Raw genomic sequence first — 14,161 nt, forward strand, 5'->3', positions numbered from 1 at the left:
GAAGCCGATTCCAGCGCCTAAAGATAGAACAGGCAGCGAACCTCGCAGCCTCCGCCGGGGGACGATATCACCTGCAGCTCCGCCCCCATGAGGGCGGCCCTCTCGCTCATGTTCGCAAGCCCCCTGTGGCCTGAAACCCTAAGGGACTTAAATTCCTTAGGCGGAACAAAACCACTACCGTCGTCCCTTATATAAAAGCAGAAAATCCCATTTTCCTCAAACGTACCAATCTTGAAACTTCTGGCGCCGCCGTGGCGGCAGCCGTTGTTCACCGCCTCCTGGAAGATCCTCATGAGAGGAAGGGCCTTGTCGTCGCCGATCCTCTCCTCAAGGCCTGGGACGTCCACCTGGATGTCAACCCCCCATTGGGCCTTAAGCCTCAACGCCAGCTCCTGCAGCGCCTGCTCGATCCCCAGCTCCACCCAAGGAGGCGCCAGGTGGTCGCAAAGCCCCCTAAGCTCCCTCACGCACTCCCGGGCCGCCTCCTCCGCCATACTTAGCTCCTCACCGGCCTTCGCCGGGTCTTCGATGATCCGCATGGCCAGCCTTATGCGCTGCATGAGGGCCGTCACCGCCTGCAGGGGCCCGTCGTGGATCTCCCTCGAGACCCGCTCCTTCTCCTCCTCCTGCACCCGTATGAGGTCCTTTACGTAGCTCTTGTCCAGGGCGGAGGCCCTCACCGCCTCCTCCGCCAGGCCCCGTATGGCCTCCTTGAGCTCCTCTATCTCCACCACCCCGCCGGAGGACTCGCCGGATGGGACCTCCTCCCCCAGCTTCAGGCACGACACCTCCTGGCTAAGGCGCCGCAACGGCACCACCACCCAGCGGCCCAGGAGGAACATTCCCCCAAGGCCAAGGAGCCCAAGGAAAACCATGAGCACCGGCCAAAGCTGGGAGAACCTCACCATGGGGCCCATCAACTGTCCCCAGGGAACCGCGGCTATCACGAATACCTCCTGGTTCACCGGGGTCACCGCCACGGTGTACCTCTCCCCGGACCTGTCCTTGGCCTCCAGCGCCTGCCCCCCCGGCAAACCCAAGGTCCAAAGCCCCACCAGACCCTGGGATCCCGGCGAACCCGCCAACAGCTGCCCCTGATAGTCCACCACCGCCATCATGCCCGGCACCGTGAGGTCCCCTATAAGACGCCTCATCCTCATGAACCCCATGGGGCCCATGTGCCCCATGAACGGATCCGCCAGCGCAAAACGGGCCCTCTCTGCCACCCCCGAAGAGAGGCTCATAACGTACGAGCGGGACACCGACTCCAGGGCGTCCCGGGCCTTCAGGAACCCCACAAAGGCGGCCCCCACCACCGCCACGGACATCAAGGACATGAGCCCGAAAAGCCCCGGCAGCAGGTACCTCCGGAAGGACGCCCCCATCAATCCTCCCCCTCGCCGGAGGAAAGCAGCTGGTCCAACGTCATGAACCCATGCTTAAGCCCCAGGAGCAGGGCCTCGGTCTTGTTCCGGGCCCCGAGCTTCTGGTACACCGACGCCAGGTGGGCCTGAACGGTTCGGTCGCTTATTATGAGCTTGGAGGCTATCTCCTTGCTGGACAGCCCCTTGGAGGCCAGAAGCAAAACCTCCCTCTCCCGCTGGGACAGGTCCTCCACTGGGCCCGAGGCCACCAGGTCCGACGCCTCCAGATCCAGGAACAGCCGGCCGCCGGCCACCGTCCGGATCGCCTCGCATATCACCTCCGGCGGGGAGCTCTTGAGCACGTACCCCTTGGCCCCAGCCTTGAGGGACGCCGCCACGTAGGGCTTGGCGTCGTAAGATGTGAGCATAAGACAAGCGGTCTTGAGCCTCATCTGGGTCACCCGCTTGGCCACCTCCACCCCGTCAAGCCCCGGCATCCTTATGTCCAAAAGGGCCACCTGGGGCTTGTGCTCCTCTATGCCCCTCAAGGCGGACTCCCCATCGGAGTACTCACCCAGGATGGATATGTCCGCCTCCCTCGCCAGCAGGGCCTTAAGCCCCTCCATGGTAAGGGGATGGTCGTCCGCCACTATTACCCTTATCATTCTCCCCCAAGCCCCAGCTGGGCCTCCACCGGCCGCAAGGCCTCCAGCACCTCCTCCATCAGGCGCTCCAGGGGCATGCCAAGCATCTGGGCCCCTCTTTCTATCACCGACCGGTCAACCCCCCGGGCAAAGGCCTTGTCTTTCCACTTCTTCTTGAGGGACTTGACCTCCAGGCCCACGAGGGATCTGGAGGGCCGCACCAGGGCCACGGCGATGATAAAGCCGGTTAGCTCATCCACCCCGTACAGGGCCCTCTCCATGTAAGTCACGGGCTCAACCCCGGTGAGCTCGAAGGCGTGGGCCTGAACGGCCCTTATTATCCTCCTGTCAACCCCCGCCACCTCAAGCCACTCCACGCAGGCCTCGCCGTGGCGGTCCGGGCACTCCTCCCAGTCCAGGTCGTGGAGAAGCCCCGCCAACCCCCACAGGTCCTGATCCTCCCCCATGGAACGGGCCATGTGCCGCATGGCGGCCTCCACCGCCAAGGCATGCCTTATGTGGGACTCATCTCTGTTGTGGGACCTTAAAAGCGCCAAAGCCTCTTCCCTGGTCAATAAAATCACCATCCTAATCACCTCTAGCCACCGGCAGGGGGCCTAGAAATTAAAAACGAGGGTCAGGACCGAGCCATGACCCTCACCAGTATCCCCGCCTCCGCCCTAAGGGAGCGGGCCAGCTCATCGGGGTAGGGATGCAGGAACACCACCTCCCTCACGCCGGCGCCTATAAGCGCCTTGGTGCAGAAGGCGCAGGGCTCGTGGGTGCAGTAAAGGGTGGCTCCCTTGGTGGGAACCCCCATGGCGGCGGCCTGGCATATGGCGTTTATCTCCCCGTGGGACCCTCGACATATCTCGTGCCGCTGCCCAGAGGGGATCCCAAGGGCCTCCCTTAGACACCCCACCTCCAGGCAGTGGGAGGTCCCCCGAGGGGCGCCGTTGTAACCGGTGCTCACTATGTACTGGTCCCTAACCAGCACCGCCCCCACCGACCGCCTAAGGCAGGTGCTCCTGGTGGCCACCTGCTCCGCTATGCTCATGAAGTACTCGTCCCAACTGGGTCTTGTATCCAAAAGCCGCACATCCGCCTTTCCTTAAGGAAACTTTCACCAAACCCGCGGTACTCTACGCCCGCTACCCCCCCAGGGGAACGTCCAGTATCCGGGGGACCGGTATCTCCGGCGGAGGGCCCACTATGCGGCGGGTCTCCTCCATGGTTATGTCGAACAGCGCCTGGGTTATGGCGAGCTCCGTGAGATCATCGGTCTCATAGGGGATGGAGAACCGCCTGTAACCGAAGCGCTCCGCGAAATAGGCGCAGTTGGCAACCCCGCCGGTCCTCTCCAACATGGCCTCCTCAAGGGCAACCAAGAACCCCTCGTCGTCGAAGAAGGGATCCCCGCTTATGAGGGCCAAGGCCTTGCACTGGTCAAGGGGCACCCTGCCGTCGAAAACCCAACAGAACGTTATGCCCACCCGGACCTCCGGGAGATTCTCCTGGAGGTCCTCCAGGAACAGGGCCATATCATCGGAGTAAGAGAAGAGCATGGTAAACCCAAGCCCCAAAGCCCCCCTGCCGGGATCGCACAGGTGGTCCCTGAAGAGGGCGCCTCCGCTGCCCCCCCGGAAGCTCCTTATGAACAGAAGCTCGCTGTCCATCTGAAGCGCCATGGCGCCCACCCGGAAGAGCCGGTCGCTGTAGAGCCGGTTCCCCATGAGGGGGGAGTAGTCCACCGAGTAGGGTATCCAGGACGCTATGTCAAGATCCAAGTTCCGGTCCCAGTAGGGGAGGGCCGCCAAAGGGCTACTCCCTCTCCTTTAGAAGCCTCGCCACCGTCTCCACCATCAACGGTATCTCAGGCTTGGATATCTGGGCGTCGGCCCCAACGCTCTGGGCCTTCCGCTTGATGTCCTCCGCCACTATGGACGAGAACACTATAACCGGCATATCCTTAAGCCTGGAAGACTCCTTGACAAGGCGGGTTAGGGCAAGTCCGTCCAGCTTGGGCATCTCTATGTCGGTGATGAGCAGGTCGAAGTGGTCGTCCTCGTCGTTAAGCCTGTCCCAGGCGGCCTTGCCGTGGCCCACCAGCTCCACGTTGTGGAAGCCTCCCTCCGCCAGGGCGTCCTGGATGAGGCGCCTTATGAGGGGGGAGTCCTCGGCCACCAGTATCTTGTAGCTGTTGGGGTCCCCCACAATGGAACTCACCTTCTTGGCGTGATCCGAGTCCATCTTGAAGAACTCCGCCATCTGGGGGTTCACTATCTGCACTATCCGCTCGTAGTCCAAAAGCAGGATGTTCCGGCCGTCCCTCTTTATGACGTACAGGGCGTTCTCCCCAAGGAAAGTCCCGGTGAGCGACGAGTCGAGCTCATCGGCGCTTATGCGGTAGATGCGGTCCACCGCGTCCACCACAAACCCCAGCTTCATCCGGTTGAACTCCGCCACTATCAACTTGCTCTGCTCGTCCGGCAGGGGGGACTCGATGTTCAGGTATATCCTAAGGTCCACCAGCGGGATGACCTCCCCCCGTATGGTGGTTATTCCCCTCATGGCCGGGTGGGACTTGGGCACCGGCCTTACGCCGGTCCACCGAAGGATCTCCCTGGTCTTGTCCACGTTGATGGCAAAGGGCTGGCTGCCCAGCATGAAAACAACCACCTGCCACTCGTTGGTGCCCACTTCGGTCAGGATCTTCTCGTCCTGCATGCCATCACCCCATCTTCCGGTTATGACCTATCTGTTATGCCCCCCATTATAACCTCAAGAAAGCGTTTTTTAGCATGGGTACACCCGGAAGGCGAGATGTCTCTTGAACACGTCCCGGAAGGACTCCTGGTGGGCCAAAAGCCCCCACACCTCGAACTGGCACTCCCCCCCGGAGTATATCTCCATCTCCACCTTCCCCTTGCGGTGTTCCTTGAACCGGGCGGACCTCACGGACCCGGTGTGGCTCCGGTCCAATGTCTCCGCCAGCCGAAGGAACAACGACAGCACCTTCACCCGACACTGCTGCTCCGGGGAGAGCTCCTTAAACTGGAGGTGCTTCTTCCTGGGCGCCTTCTTCCGGTGGTACATGGCCACCGCCGCCATCACCTTAAGCTCCTCCCGCTGGAAACCCAGCATGTCGGAGTTGCTTATTATGTAGTGGCTGTGGAGGTGGTGGTTCGAAAAGGATATGAACATCCCCACGTCGTGGAGCATGGCGGCGTAACCCAAAAGCTGGCGGTCCTGCTCGCCAAGGCCGTGAAGCCCCTCCGCCCGGGCGGAGTCGAAGAGCCCAAGGGCCAGGTCCCGCACCCTAAAGGCGTGCTCCTCGTCGAAATGGCACAGCCGGCCAAGCCGGAGCACGCTCATCTCCCGCACCGAGGAACCGCTTCCCATGGTGCGCTCCAGGTAGTCCAGCAAAAGGCCGTCCCGAAGCCCCCGGTCGGTGGCCTCCAGGTAGGGCACGCCGGTGTCCTCCATTATGGTCTCCACTATGGCACCGCCGGCCACTATTATGTCCGCCCTCTCGGGCTGGATCCCCGGGTACCCACGACGGGAGCTCCCGTCCATGGCCCTAAGCTCCCGAAGAATCTCCCTCAGCGTCTCCAGCGTTATGCGGCGGGATCCGTCCTTCCGCCTTATGGCGCACATGTCCGCCAGGTTGAGGAGCGTGCCGGAGCTGCCGTACCCCCCCATAAGGGGGCCTAAACCACCTATCCTCTGAAGGGCCCTCACCGACGAGTCCCGCACGTGGCTCTTTATCCTGGAGTACACATCCTCCCCCATGGGGGCCGATGGGGACTCCACGAAGAGGTCCGTGAGCCTTATGGCCCCAAGCTTCAGGCTGTCCAGGAACTTATGCTCCTCCCGGTCTCCCACCACCAGCTCGGTGCTGCCTCCCCCTATGTCCATGAAGAGGTAGTTCCCTTCCCCCATGTGGACGTTCCTCGACACCCCAAGGTATATGAGCCGGGCCTCCTCAAGCCCCGATATGACGCTCACCTCAAGCCCCGCCTCCTCCTTGAGGCGCTCCAGCAGCACGTCGGCGTTCTCCGCGTCCCTGGTGGCGGAGGTGGCCACCGCCACCTTCTCGTTGGGCCCGTAGGACTCCAAAAGCCGCACCAGCCGTCCGCACACCGTTACGCACCGGTCCATGGCCTCGTGGGTTATGCGACCCTCCGGGAACTCCCCCTCCCCAAGGCGGATCATCTCCCGCTGAAGGTTGACCACCGAGAACTCCGTGCCCTGGAAGCGGACCACCATGAGCCTCACGGAGTTGGTGCCTATGTCGAAGAACCCCACGTGCTTCTGTTCCATCACAACCACCTCACTATGAGGCTCCTGCCCGAGACCAAAACGAAAAGGTCCTTCTTCCTCTCCAGGGCCATCATCACCGTGGGGGACACGGGCTTGCCCAACGTCATCACCACCCGGTCCTTCATGGCGGAGCACCGCACCTTCCTGTCCGAGCCCTTCCGGTCCGCGTCCAGGGCATCCGCCAGCCGCAATATGCCCGCTATCCACAGGAGCCTGCGCCGGTCCTTCTTGGACAGCCTCCGAAAGGCCCGGTGGTCCTTGGACGGCAAGGCCTTCCGGTGATACCTGGCGGCGGCGGCCACCAAGGGCCCCTTCCCCGTAAGGGGCAGCTCCATGGCCATTATCATCTCGTAGGAGCTCTTGTGGTGCCCCGCCTCACCCCGGGAAAGCCCCACGTCGTGGAGCAGCGACGCCAGCTCCAGCACCGCCCTGCTCTTGGCTCCAAGGCCGTGCAGATCCGACAGGTCGTCGAAGATCTTAAGGGCCAGGCGCCTCACCGAGGCCGGGTGCTCCCTCTCCACCCCCTCGGGAAGGGCCTCCATGGCCCAATCAAGGATCAAATCCCGCCCCTTCACGCTCCCACCTCCGCTATGGAACCCGCAAGGGTGGACAAACGGTCGAAGAAACGGCCCTCCAACATCTCCCCGTAAAGGGCCCTTGCGGCCTCAAGGCCCCGCATGGAGTCCTCCAACCGATCCTCCCTCACCTTAAGAAAACCCTTGGCAAGCCTTCCCATGGGCCTTGGGTGTCCAAAGTACTTCACCGTGAGCTCCCTCTCCTTCTCAAGATACCGCTCCGCGAGACTAACCCACACAAGCCCGTCGTGCTCCCGCCCAAGCTCCCGCTGAAGGGCCTTGAGGGGCTCCAGAAAGGGGGATACCGCCTCATCGCCCAAGACGGAGCATATCTCAAGCCCGTAGCGCAGGATCTTAACCTTTATCCTCATCCGGTGGTGCATCTCCGGCGAGTCCCCCGGAAGGTACGCCCCGAGCTCCAAAACCCTCCTTGACATGACGCTTATGCCGAAGGCCAGCCTGGCGGGGGCCCCGCAGTCAATGTCTTGGGACAACAGCACCTCCTCCAGCGGGTCCTCCAGCACGCACAACCCGGAAGACCCCTCGAGCCAGTCCATCACCTGCTCAACCCGCCGCTGCTCCTTAAGGCGCCTTTGGGTTATCCTCAGGAGAAACCTCTTCACCCCCGCAGAGTAGGGCTCCCCGACCCTCTTGGCGAAACCCCTAAGCCACTCCCCCTGCACGTCCAGATCCCTGGCCCTTCCGAGCTCTCCCGTAAGGGCCTTGAGCCCCGAGGCCTTCTCGTCCGGAAGCCCCAGAAGGGGCCCGAAAAGCCAAAGGGCCACCCGGGCCCGGCGGGAAGCCACCCGCATCCTGTGCAGGGCCTCCACGTCGCGGTTCTCCCGGACGCCGGGCACCTCCGCCCTCACCGCCTTGAGCCTCTCCCGCAGGACCCCGGCGCAGAACTTAGCTCCAAGCCTCATGCCGCCCACATGGCACCCCCTCCCAGCAAGAACTTCGGATCACCGGAACTCCTTCGGGTGCCAAAGCCCCCGGTTCTCTATCAACCACCCTTGGCTGTCGAACCCCTCGGCGGAGGGGGGGGAATAGGTGCCGTCGGGGTTGAGGTAAAAGGCCCTCCGGCGGTCCAGCATCTGGGGGATCAGAACGAAGCGCATCACCGCGTCCTTAAGCCGCCGATCCTCCAGGGGGAACAACAGTTCCACCCGACGGTCCAGGTTCCGGGGCATCAGGTCCGCGCTTCCAAGGTAAACCCTGGGATCCCCGCCGTTGTAGAACGCGAAGACCCGGGCGTGCTCCAGGAAACGCCCCACTATGGACACCACCTCTATGCGGTCGCTCAGGTCCTTAACCTTGGGCTTAAGGCAGCACATGCCCCGCACGATGAGGAACACCGGCACGCCGCTGCGGCTCGCCCGGTACAGGGCCTCTATGCACCGCCGGTCCACCAGGGCGTTCATCTTCATTATTATGGCCCCCCCCAGCCCCGCAAGGTGGTTGCGAACCTCCCGGTCTATGAGCTCCAGCAGCTTCCTCCTCATGGCGGAGGGGGCGGTTATTATCTTCCGGTAGGAGTCCTGTTTGGAGTAGCCCGTCAAGGCGTTGAAGAACTCCGAGGCGTCGGCGCCTATGTCCGGATCGCAGGTCAAAAGCCCGAGGTCGCTGTACACCGACGCGGTGGCGGCGTTGTAGTTGCCCGTGCCCAGGTGCACGTAGCGCACTATGCCGCCCTTCTCCCGGCGGACCACCAGGCATATCTTGGCGTGGGTCTTAAGCCCCGGCACCCCATAGACCACGTGCACCCCCTCCGCCTCAAGGCGCTTTGCCCAGCCGATGTTGTTCTCCTCGTCGAACCGGGCCTTGAGCTCCACCAGCACCGACACCTGCTTGTCCTGCTGCCTTGCCTCCAGGAGGGCCTCCACCACCGGGGAGTTCGCCCCCACCCGGTAGAGGGTCTGCTTTATGGCCAGCACCGACGGGTCGTTGGCGGACTGGCGGATGAAGTCCACCAGGGGGGAAAAGGAATCGTAGGGATGGAACAGCATCACGTCCCTGGAGCGCACGGTACGGAACAGATCCCTGCCGGGGGACATGTCCTTGGGGATGAAGGGCTGGAAGGGGCGGTCCTTCAGGTCCTGCCGCTTAAGCCGCCACAGCTCCATGAGGCACGAAAGGCCAAGTGGCGGCGTTAAGGGGTAGACCTGGTGGGGCAGGATGTTGAGGTTCTCCGCCAGCATGTTCCTTATCCTCTTGGGGGCCCGCTCCTCTATCTCAAGCCTCACCACCGAGCCGAACTCCCGCCGGTCCACCCCCTCCTGGATGGACTCCAGAAGGTCGTCCGCCTCGTCCTCCTCTATCTCTATGTCCGCGTCCCTGGTGACCCTGAAGAGGTACGAGTCCTCCACCCGGTAGCCCGGGAAGAGGCTGTCCAGGTTCATCCTTATGAGCTCCTCGAACCACATGAAGCGCTTGCCCCCGTCAAAGAGCCCCATTCGCTTAAGGGGCTTGTCCTCATCGAGGGGGATGGGCATGAGCCTTGGGAACGTGTCGGGCACCTTGAGCCTGGCGAAGCGCTCCCCCCGCTTCTGGTCCTTGAGGATCACCGCCAGGTTGAGGCTCAGGTTTGATATGTGGGGGAAAGGATGCCCCGCGTCGAAGGCCAGAGGGGTCAGTATGGGGAATATCTCCCGGTCGAAGAAGCGCTTCATGTATCCCCTCTGCTTATCCTTGACCGACTCAGGCTGGACGAAGGATATTCCAGCCTTCTCCAGCTCCGGCAAAAGGTGGTTCCGGAAGCACCGGTCCGCCCGGTCCAGAAGGGCTGTAACCCTCTCCCGCAGGGCCCCCAGCTGTTGGGAAGGGGTCATCCGGTCCGGGGGCAGTTCCAGGAACCCCTCGTTAAGCTGCCTCACCAGCCCGGAGACCCGGATCATGAAGAACTCGTCCAGGTTGTTGTAGAAGATGGACAGGAACTTGGCCCTCTCGAGAAGGGGCCACGATGGGTCCATGGCCTGCATTAGCACGCGCTCGTTGAAGTCCACCCAACTGAGCTCCCGGTTTATGAAGCACCCCGGGCCGGACGAAGGCTCCTCCGTCTGCGCCGGGGCGCTGCCCTTCCCTCCTTTGGGCTTCCTCAAGCGGACACCGCCCCCTTTAAATCATTTATCTAATTAAACATGATACCACGGGAGATCCGTCAGGTACCGATCAGGCCCGCAAGACGGGCGGCGATCTCGTCCTCCCGCAGCGGCGCATCGGGGGAGGGCCTGCCGAATAAAAACCCCTGGGCCATGGGCACGTTGAGCTCCATCAGGGCCTTAAGGTCTTCCACGTCCTCCACCCCTTCGGCTATTATCCTAGCATCCACCCCCATGGCGAAGTAGACCAGGGCCTTTACAAGCCTCCGCCTGTAACCGGAGGCGCCTATGCCCCGGACTATCTCCATGTCGAGCTTTATGAAATGGGGGGTGCACCGGACCAGCGTCACAAGGCCCGAGTCCCCGGAGCCGAAGTCGTCCAGGGCTATCCTAAACCCCTGGGAGGCGTAGTGCTCCGTCATCATGGCAAGCCTGTCCCTGTCCCCGTCGGAGCTGTGCTCGGTTATCTCAAGGACGAAGTTCTCCTGGTTAAGACCGTAGGCCTTGAGCTGGGAAAGGGTAAACCCCCGCTGAAACCGGGGGTCCTTGAGGACCTTGGGGCTCACGTTGATGAAGAAGGCCCTCTCCCTCAAGGGACGGGGAAGCTGGGACACCGCCCACATGGCGGAAAGCCTGCAGGCCCGCTCAAGGTCCCATGTGGCGCCCTCGCTCTCCGCGGCGGAGAACATGGCCAAGGGGCTCTCAAAGGGGGGAATCCCCCTGGAGAGCACCTCATAGCCGTAAACCGTCCCGTCCACAAGGCTCACTATGGGCTGGAAGACGCTCCGGACGCCGCCGGACCTTATGAGATCCTTAACCGAACCCACCGAGCTCCGGGACGCGCTATAGCGAACGTCCAAAGTCGCATCACCCATGGCACATGTTACGTAAGCTCCGCCACCGTCTGGTTAACGGGCTCTTCCCATTCCGTTAACACTCCCCGGCGCTTGAGCTCGTTCAGTGCGTCGAACAGGTTCCTGTAGAGGTACCGCACCGTGAGGGAGCTCACCTCCCTCGGGTTGTCGCTTAGGTTCAGCAGGCACCCCTCAAAGGACCCGCTGGTGCAGTTTATGACACTCAGCGCCTCTATCTCGTCCCGGCTCATTCGGACAAGATCCCTGTGGCTTAAGAGGGTCACCCTCACGCCCATCTCCTTGAGCCTCTTGGCCAGGAACATCCCTATGCCGCTTCCCGCCACGGCGTGGCTTTGCCGGAGCAGACCGCCGTCGGACAGGTGCCTTACCATGGCCCGCACCACCGGCGGCACGTGGAACCGGTGTTCCGAGAAATAGGTGCTGTAGCCCTCCAGGTCGAACACCGGATCGGTGAAGCACACGTGGGCGTTAAAGGGGCGGATGAGGGCGGCGGGGGCGTCGATCACGAAGGGCCCCATGGTCTCGTCCATCTCGTCCAACAAAAGCAGATCCCCAAAGTGCCTCTGGGCAAACCGCACCAGGGCCCTCACGTAAGGGTTGGAGCTGTCGCTGTGGTTTCTAAGCAGCGACACCTTTATCATCCCATAGCTCAACGGGACCACATCCTTTCTTCACCCCGGGGGGAGGATAATTGGTCCAGATTATGAACACCTTTTGGGATTTTGTGAAGCCCCGGCCCTAGGGCCGGGGCTTCATCAGTCCAGGGGGCCTAGTATGCCCCTTCTTGTTATGGAGAAGTCGAACCGCACCGGGTCCAGGGGGTCCGCCTCCATGAGGCGGTCGGTGAGCTCCTTGGCGGCCTTGAGGTCCGGGGAGGAGCGGCTCACCAGCCCGAAGGACCTGGCGAAACGGAACATGTGGGCGTCCATGGGGACCAGCAGCGCCGAGGCGGGTATCTCGCTCCAAAGCCCCAAGTCCACCGAATCCCGTCGCACGAGCCACCGGAGCATCAGGAACCACCTCTTGCAGGCCCCGCCGCCGGAGGGAAGGGGCAGGAGGAACCGGTTTCCAAGGCCCGTGAGGTCTCCCAAGAGCCTGGAGAAGCCCTCCAGGGCCCCTATGAGCTCCTCCCGGTTGGAAGGCGGCCTCTCACCCATGAAAGCCCCCTTTATGGAGCCGTAGCGCCTTAAGAGCTCCCCTACGCCGTTAAGGAACCGACAGGTGTCTTCGGGACTTGTGAACCGGTGGCACACCTGAGGCGCCACCCTCCCGGCCGTGAGGTGCTCGTAGGGGGAAGGCCCCAGGGGGGACATTATGGACCCTAGGGCCTTGAGTATCTGGGCCACCCGGCCGTAGGCGTAGGCGGAGCATATAAGAGCCGCCACCTCCGCGTCCCTTGGGTCCCCGTAAGATCGGACCACCTCCAGTGGGTCCGGGCTTATGAGCTCCGGCCGATGATATAGACGATACGTCTCCTCCAGGAAGGAGGCCAGCTCCTGCTTCACTTCAGCTGGTTGAAGACGAAGGTGGGGGCGTTCTTGGGGGACTTGCCCTTCTTTATGAGGTGGTAGTCCGAGTAGGTCAGGGGCTCCCCGGGGGACACCACCCGGGAGGATATGACCTCCCCGAAGAACATGCGGTGGGTGAAGATGTCGAAGGCCCCCACCACCCTGGCCTCCAGCACCGACAGGGCGTAGTCAAGCACCATGGGCACCCCGGTGGAGCCCAGCTCGTACTTGACGTTGCAGAACTTGTCTATGTCTCGGCCGCACTTGAAGCCGAACTGGCCTATGAATGTCATGGGGGCCTCGGAGGACAGCACCGATATGGAGAAAAGCCCCGACTCCCCTATGTACTCGGTGGTGAGGTTGGACTTGTGAAGGCACACCGCCACCCCACAGGGGTCTCCGGTTACCTGCATCGCCGCGTTGGCCACCTGGCCGTTGTAACGCCCCTCGGAGTTCAGGGAGGAGACTATGTACATGCCGTAGCTGAAGCTGAAAAGGGCCTTAGGGTCTATGTTCTTCTCCAAAGCAATACACCCCCCGCGCAAAACCCGGGGCCCCTTAAAAGGCCCCGGCCGTATTAAGAAACCACCGGCGGTCCGAAGCCGCTAGCTATTGCGAAGGAAACTTACCGCTGGGCAAGCTCCCGGTCCAGCAAGAGGATCCCATGGACGCTTCCCTTGAGCATCCTTATGCGGGCCAGCACCTCCTCCGCCGAGGCCTCCTCCTCCACCTGCTCGTTTATGAACCACTGGAGCATTATCTGGGACGGGTAGTCCTTCTCCTGCAACGCCAGCTCGTAGAGGCCGTTGATGAGGGAGGTCACCTTGCGCTCGTGGGACAGAACCTCCTCAAACACCTCCTCCGGGGAAGCCCAGGCGGTCTTGGGGGCCTCTATGGCCTTGAGCTCCACCTTGCCGCCCCGCTCAACCAGGTAGTGGAAGAACTTCATGGCGTGGCCCCGCTCCTCCTCCGCCTGCTTGTGCATCCAGTGGGCAAAGCCCTTCAGGTTCTCCCCCTCGAAGTGGGCCGCCATGGAAAGGTACAGGTACGAGGAGTAAAGCTCCGCCTGAATCTGGGAGTTTATGGCATCCTTCATCTTGTCGGATATCATCGAACGTCCCTCCTTGAAAAGATTTTAGTTTAGGTCCTTTTTACTCCCCCTTTGGGGATAAGTCAAGGGACCTTTTTGATTCTCCACCACCCCAAAGGCTTTTTCAAGTGTTCAACGGGCAGCCCCTTGGGGCCAGATGCGCCCGTCCTAAAGGGGCTTTCCAAAACCCGGCCACTTATGGATAATGGCCCCCAAACGGGATCGCCACGCCCTAAGCTTAGCGGCGGCTTGAGCCGCAGGAGCCACGGGGGAAGGCCATAGAGGGCTTGATTCAAGACAGCGTCAGGGGGATGAGGGATGGATCTGGAGAGGATACGGGCACTGCGGGATGACATAGACCGGATAGACCAGGAGCTGATGGAGCTGATCTTAAGGCGCCTTGAGGTGGCAAGGGAGATAGGGGCCGCCAAGGGGGGGCTTGGGGTCTACGACCCCCGGAGGGAAGAGGCGCTGGTAAAGAGGCTTGCGGAGGCGAACCCGCACCTTGGGGAGTCCCTGATCCGGGCGGTGATGGGGGAGATAATGGGGGCCTGCAGGGCCGTGCAGGGGCCCTTTCGGGTGGCGGTGATGGGTCCTAAGTGGTCCCACTCCCACGAGGTGGCGGCCAGGGTCTTCGGCGCATCGGCGGAGATGCTGTTTACAAGCTGTCTCTTATACACATCT

The 14,161-nt window shown here is 62.3% G+C and carries 16 protein-coding genes; 1 reads left to right on the forward strand and 15 read right to left on the reverse strand.

All coding sequences use genetic code 11. The annotated features are described in order from the left end of the window. Positions 1-17: 17 nt before the first annotated feature. The 15 genes from N2315_04270 to N2315_04340 form a co-directional block, all read right to left on the reverse strand. Positions 18-1,385, reverse strand: a complete 1,368-nt coding sequence (locus N2315_04270; GenBank protein MCX7828408.1) for a sensor histidine kinase — start codon at positions 1,383-1,385, stop codon at positions 18-20. Further along, on the reverse strand, positions 1,385-2,029 hold the full coding sequence (locus N2315_04275; protein ID MCX7828409.1) for a response regulator transcription factor: 645 nt from the start codon (positions 2,027-2,029) through the stop codon (positions 1,385-1,387). Before N2315_04275 ends, N2315_04270 begins: the two co-directional genes overlap by 1 nt. After that, positions 2,026-2,583, reverse strand: a complete 558-nt coding sequence (locus N2315_04280) for an HDIG domain-containing protein (GenBank protein ID MCX7828410.1) — start codon at positions 2,581-2,583, stop codon at positions 2,026-2,028. Before N2315_04280 ends, N2315_04275 begins: the two co-directional genes overlap by 4 nt. Positions 2,584-2,645: 62 nt before the next feature. Beyond that, a complete protein-coding gene (locus N2315_04285) occupies positions 2,646-3,098 on the reverse strand; it encodes a cytidine/deoxycytidylate deaminase family protein (protein MCX7828411.1) in 453 nt (150 codons plus the stop codon). A gap of 61 nt (positions 3,099-3,159) precedes the next feature. Continuing rightward, entirely contained in the window at positions 3,160-3,825 is a 666-nt protein-coding gene (locus tag N2315_04290; protein ID MCX7828412.1) for a hypothetical protein, read from the reverse strand. Between the two features lie 4 nt (positions 3,826-3,829). Beyond that, positions 3,830-4,735 (reverse strand): chemotaxis protein, encoded by a 906-nt coding sequence (locus N2315_04295; GenBank protein MCX7828413.1) that lies wholly within the window; start codon positions 4,733-4,735, stop codon positions 3,830-3,832. Positions 4,736-4,804: 69 nt separating this feature from the next. Next, positions 4,805-6,331: a Ppx/GppA family phosphatase gene (locus tag N2315_04300; GenBank protein MCX7828414.1), complete on the reverse strand. Its 1,527-nt coding sequence runs from the start codon at positions 6,329-6,331 to the stop codon at positions 4,805-4,807. Continuing rightward, positions 6,331-6,906 carry an HD domain-containing protein gene (locus N2315_04305; GenBank protein ID MCX7828415.1) on the reverse strand — a complete coding sequence of 192 codons (576 nt, stop codon included), beginning with the start codon at positions 6,904-6,906 and terminating at the stop codon, positions 6,331-6,333. The genes N2315_04300 and N2315_04305 overlap by 1 nt, the downstream gene beginning before the upstream one ends. Further along, on the reverse strand, positions 6,903-7,829 hold the full coding sequence (locus N2315_04310) for a CHAD domain-containing protein (GenBank protein MCX7828416.1): 927 nt from the start codon (positions 7,827-7,829) through the stop codon (positions 6,903-6,905). The genes N2315_04305 and N2315_04310 overlap by 4 nt, the downstream gene beginning before the upstream one ends. Positions 7,830-7,868: 39 nt before the next feature. Further along, a complete protein-coding gene (gene ppk1 / locus N2315_04315) occupies positions 7,869-10,004 on the reverse strand; it encodes a polyphosphate kinase 1 (GenBank protein ID MCX7828417.1) in 2,136 nt (711 codons plus the stop codon). Between the two features lie 59 nt (positions 10,005-10,063). Next, positions 10,064-10,831: an EAL domain-containing protein gene (locus tag N2315_04320; GenBank protein MCX7828418.1), complete on the reverse strand. Its 768-nt coding sequence runs from the start codon at positions 10,829-10,831 to the stop codon at positions 10,064-10,066. Between the two features lie 56 nt (positions 10,832-10,887). Continuing rightward, positions 10,888-11,532 carry a hypothetical protein gene (locus N2315_04325; GenBank protein ID MCX7828419.1) on the reverse strand — a complete coding sequence of 215 codons (645 nt, stop codon included), beginning with the start codon at positions 11,530-11,532 and terminating at the stop codon, positions 10,888-10,890. Between the two features lie 102 nt (positions 11,533-11,634). Beyond that, the gene (locus N2315_04330; protein MCX7828420.1) at positions 11,635-12,384 is read right to left on the reverse strand and encodes a TIGR02757 family protein; all 750 of its coding nucleotides are present in this window, start codon (positions 12,382-12,384) and stop codon (positions 11,635-11,637) included. Continuing rightward, positions 12,381-12,911, reverse strand: coding sequence for a flavin reductase family protein (locus N2315_04335; protein ID MCX7828421.1), 531 nt, complete (start codon positions 12,909-12,911; stop codon positions 12,381-12,383). The genes N2315_04330 and N2315_04335 overlap by 4 nt, the downstream gene beginning before the upstream one ends. A gap of 101 nt (positions 12,912-13,012) precedes the next feature. Further along, a complete protein-coding gene (locus N2315_04340; protein MCX7828422.1) occupies positions 13,013-13,498 on the reverse strand; it encodes a ferritin in 486 nt (161 codons plus the stop codon). A 297-nt stretch (positions 13,499-13,795) separates the two neighbouring features. Here N2315_04340 and N2315_04345 point away from each other — a divergent pair. Next, the coding region (locus N2315_04345) for a chorismate mutase (protein ID MCX7828423.1) at positions 13,796-14,161 on the forward strand (366 nt) is incomplete at its 3' end.

It is taken from the genome of Thermanaerothrix sp. (genome assembly GCA_026417795.1).
GTDB lineage: Bacteria > Synergistota > Synergistia > Synergistales > Synergistaceae > Thermanaerovibrio.

What these genes read in the sequence shown, in the direction of transcription:
- N2315_04270 (MCX7828408.1), bottom strand. Translation starts at nt 1,385, where the DNA reads ATGGGGGCGTCCTTCCGGAGGTACCTGCTGCCGGGGCTTTTCGGGCTC.
- N2315_04275 (MCX7828409.1), bottom strand. Translation starts at nt 2,029, where the DNA reads ATGATAAGGGTAATAGTGGCGGACGACCATCCCCTTACCATGGAGGGG.
- N2315_04295 (MCX7828413.1), bottom strand. Translation starts at nt 4,735, where the DNA reads ATGCAGGACGAGAAGATCCTGACCGAAGTGGGCACCAACGAGTGGCAG.
- N2315_04300 (MCX7828414.1), bottom strand. Translation starts at nt 6,331, where the DNA reads ATGGAACAGAAGCACGTGGGGTTCTTCGACATAGGCACCAACTCCGTG.
- N2315_04310 (MCX7828416.1), bottom strand. Translation starts at nt 7,829, where the DNA reads ATGAGGCTTGGAGCTAAGTTCTGCGCCGGGGTCCTGCGGGAGAGGCTC.
- N2315_04340 (MCX7828422.1), bottom strand. Translation starts at nt 13,498, where the DNA reads ATGATATCCGACAAGATGAAGGATGCCATAAACTCCCAGATTCAGGCG.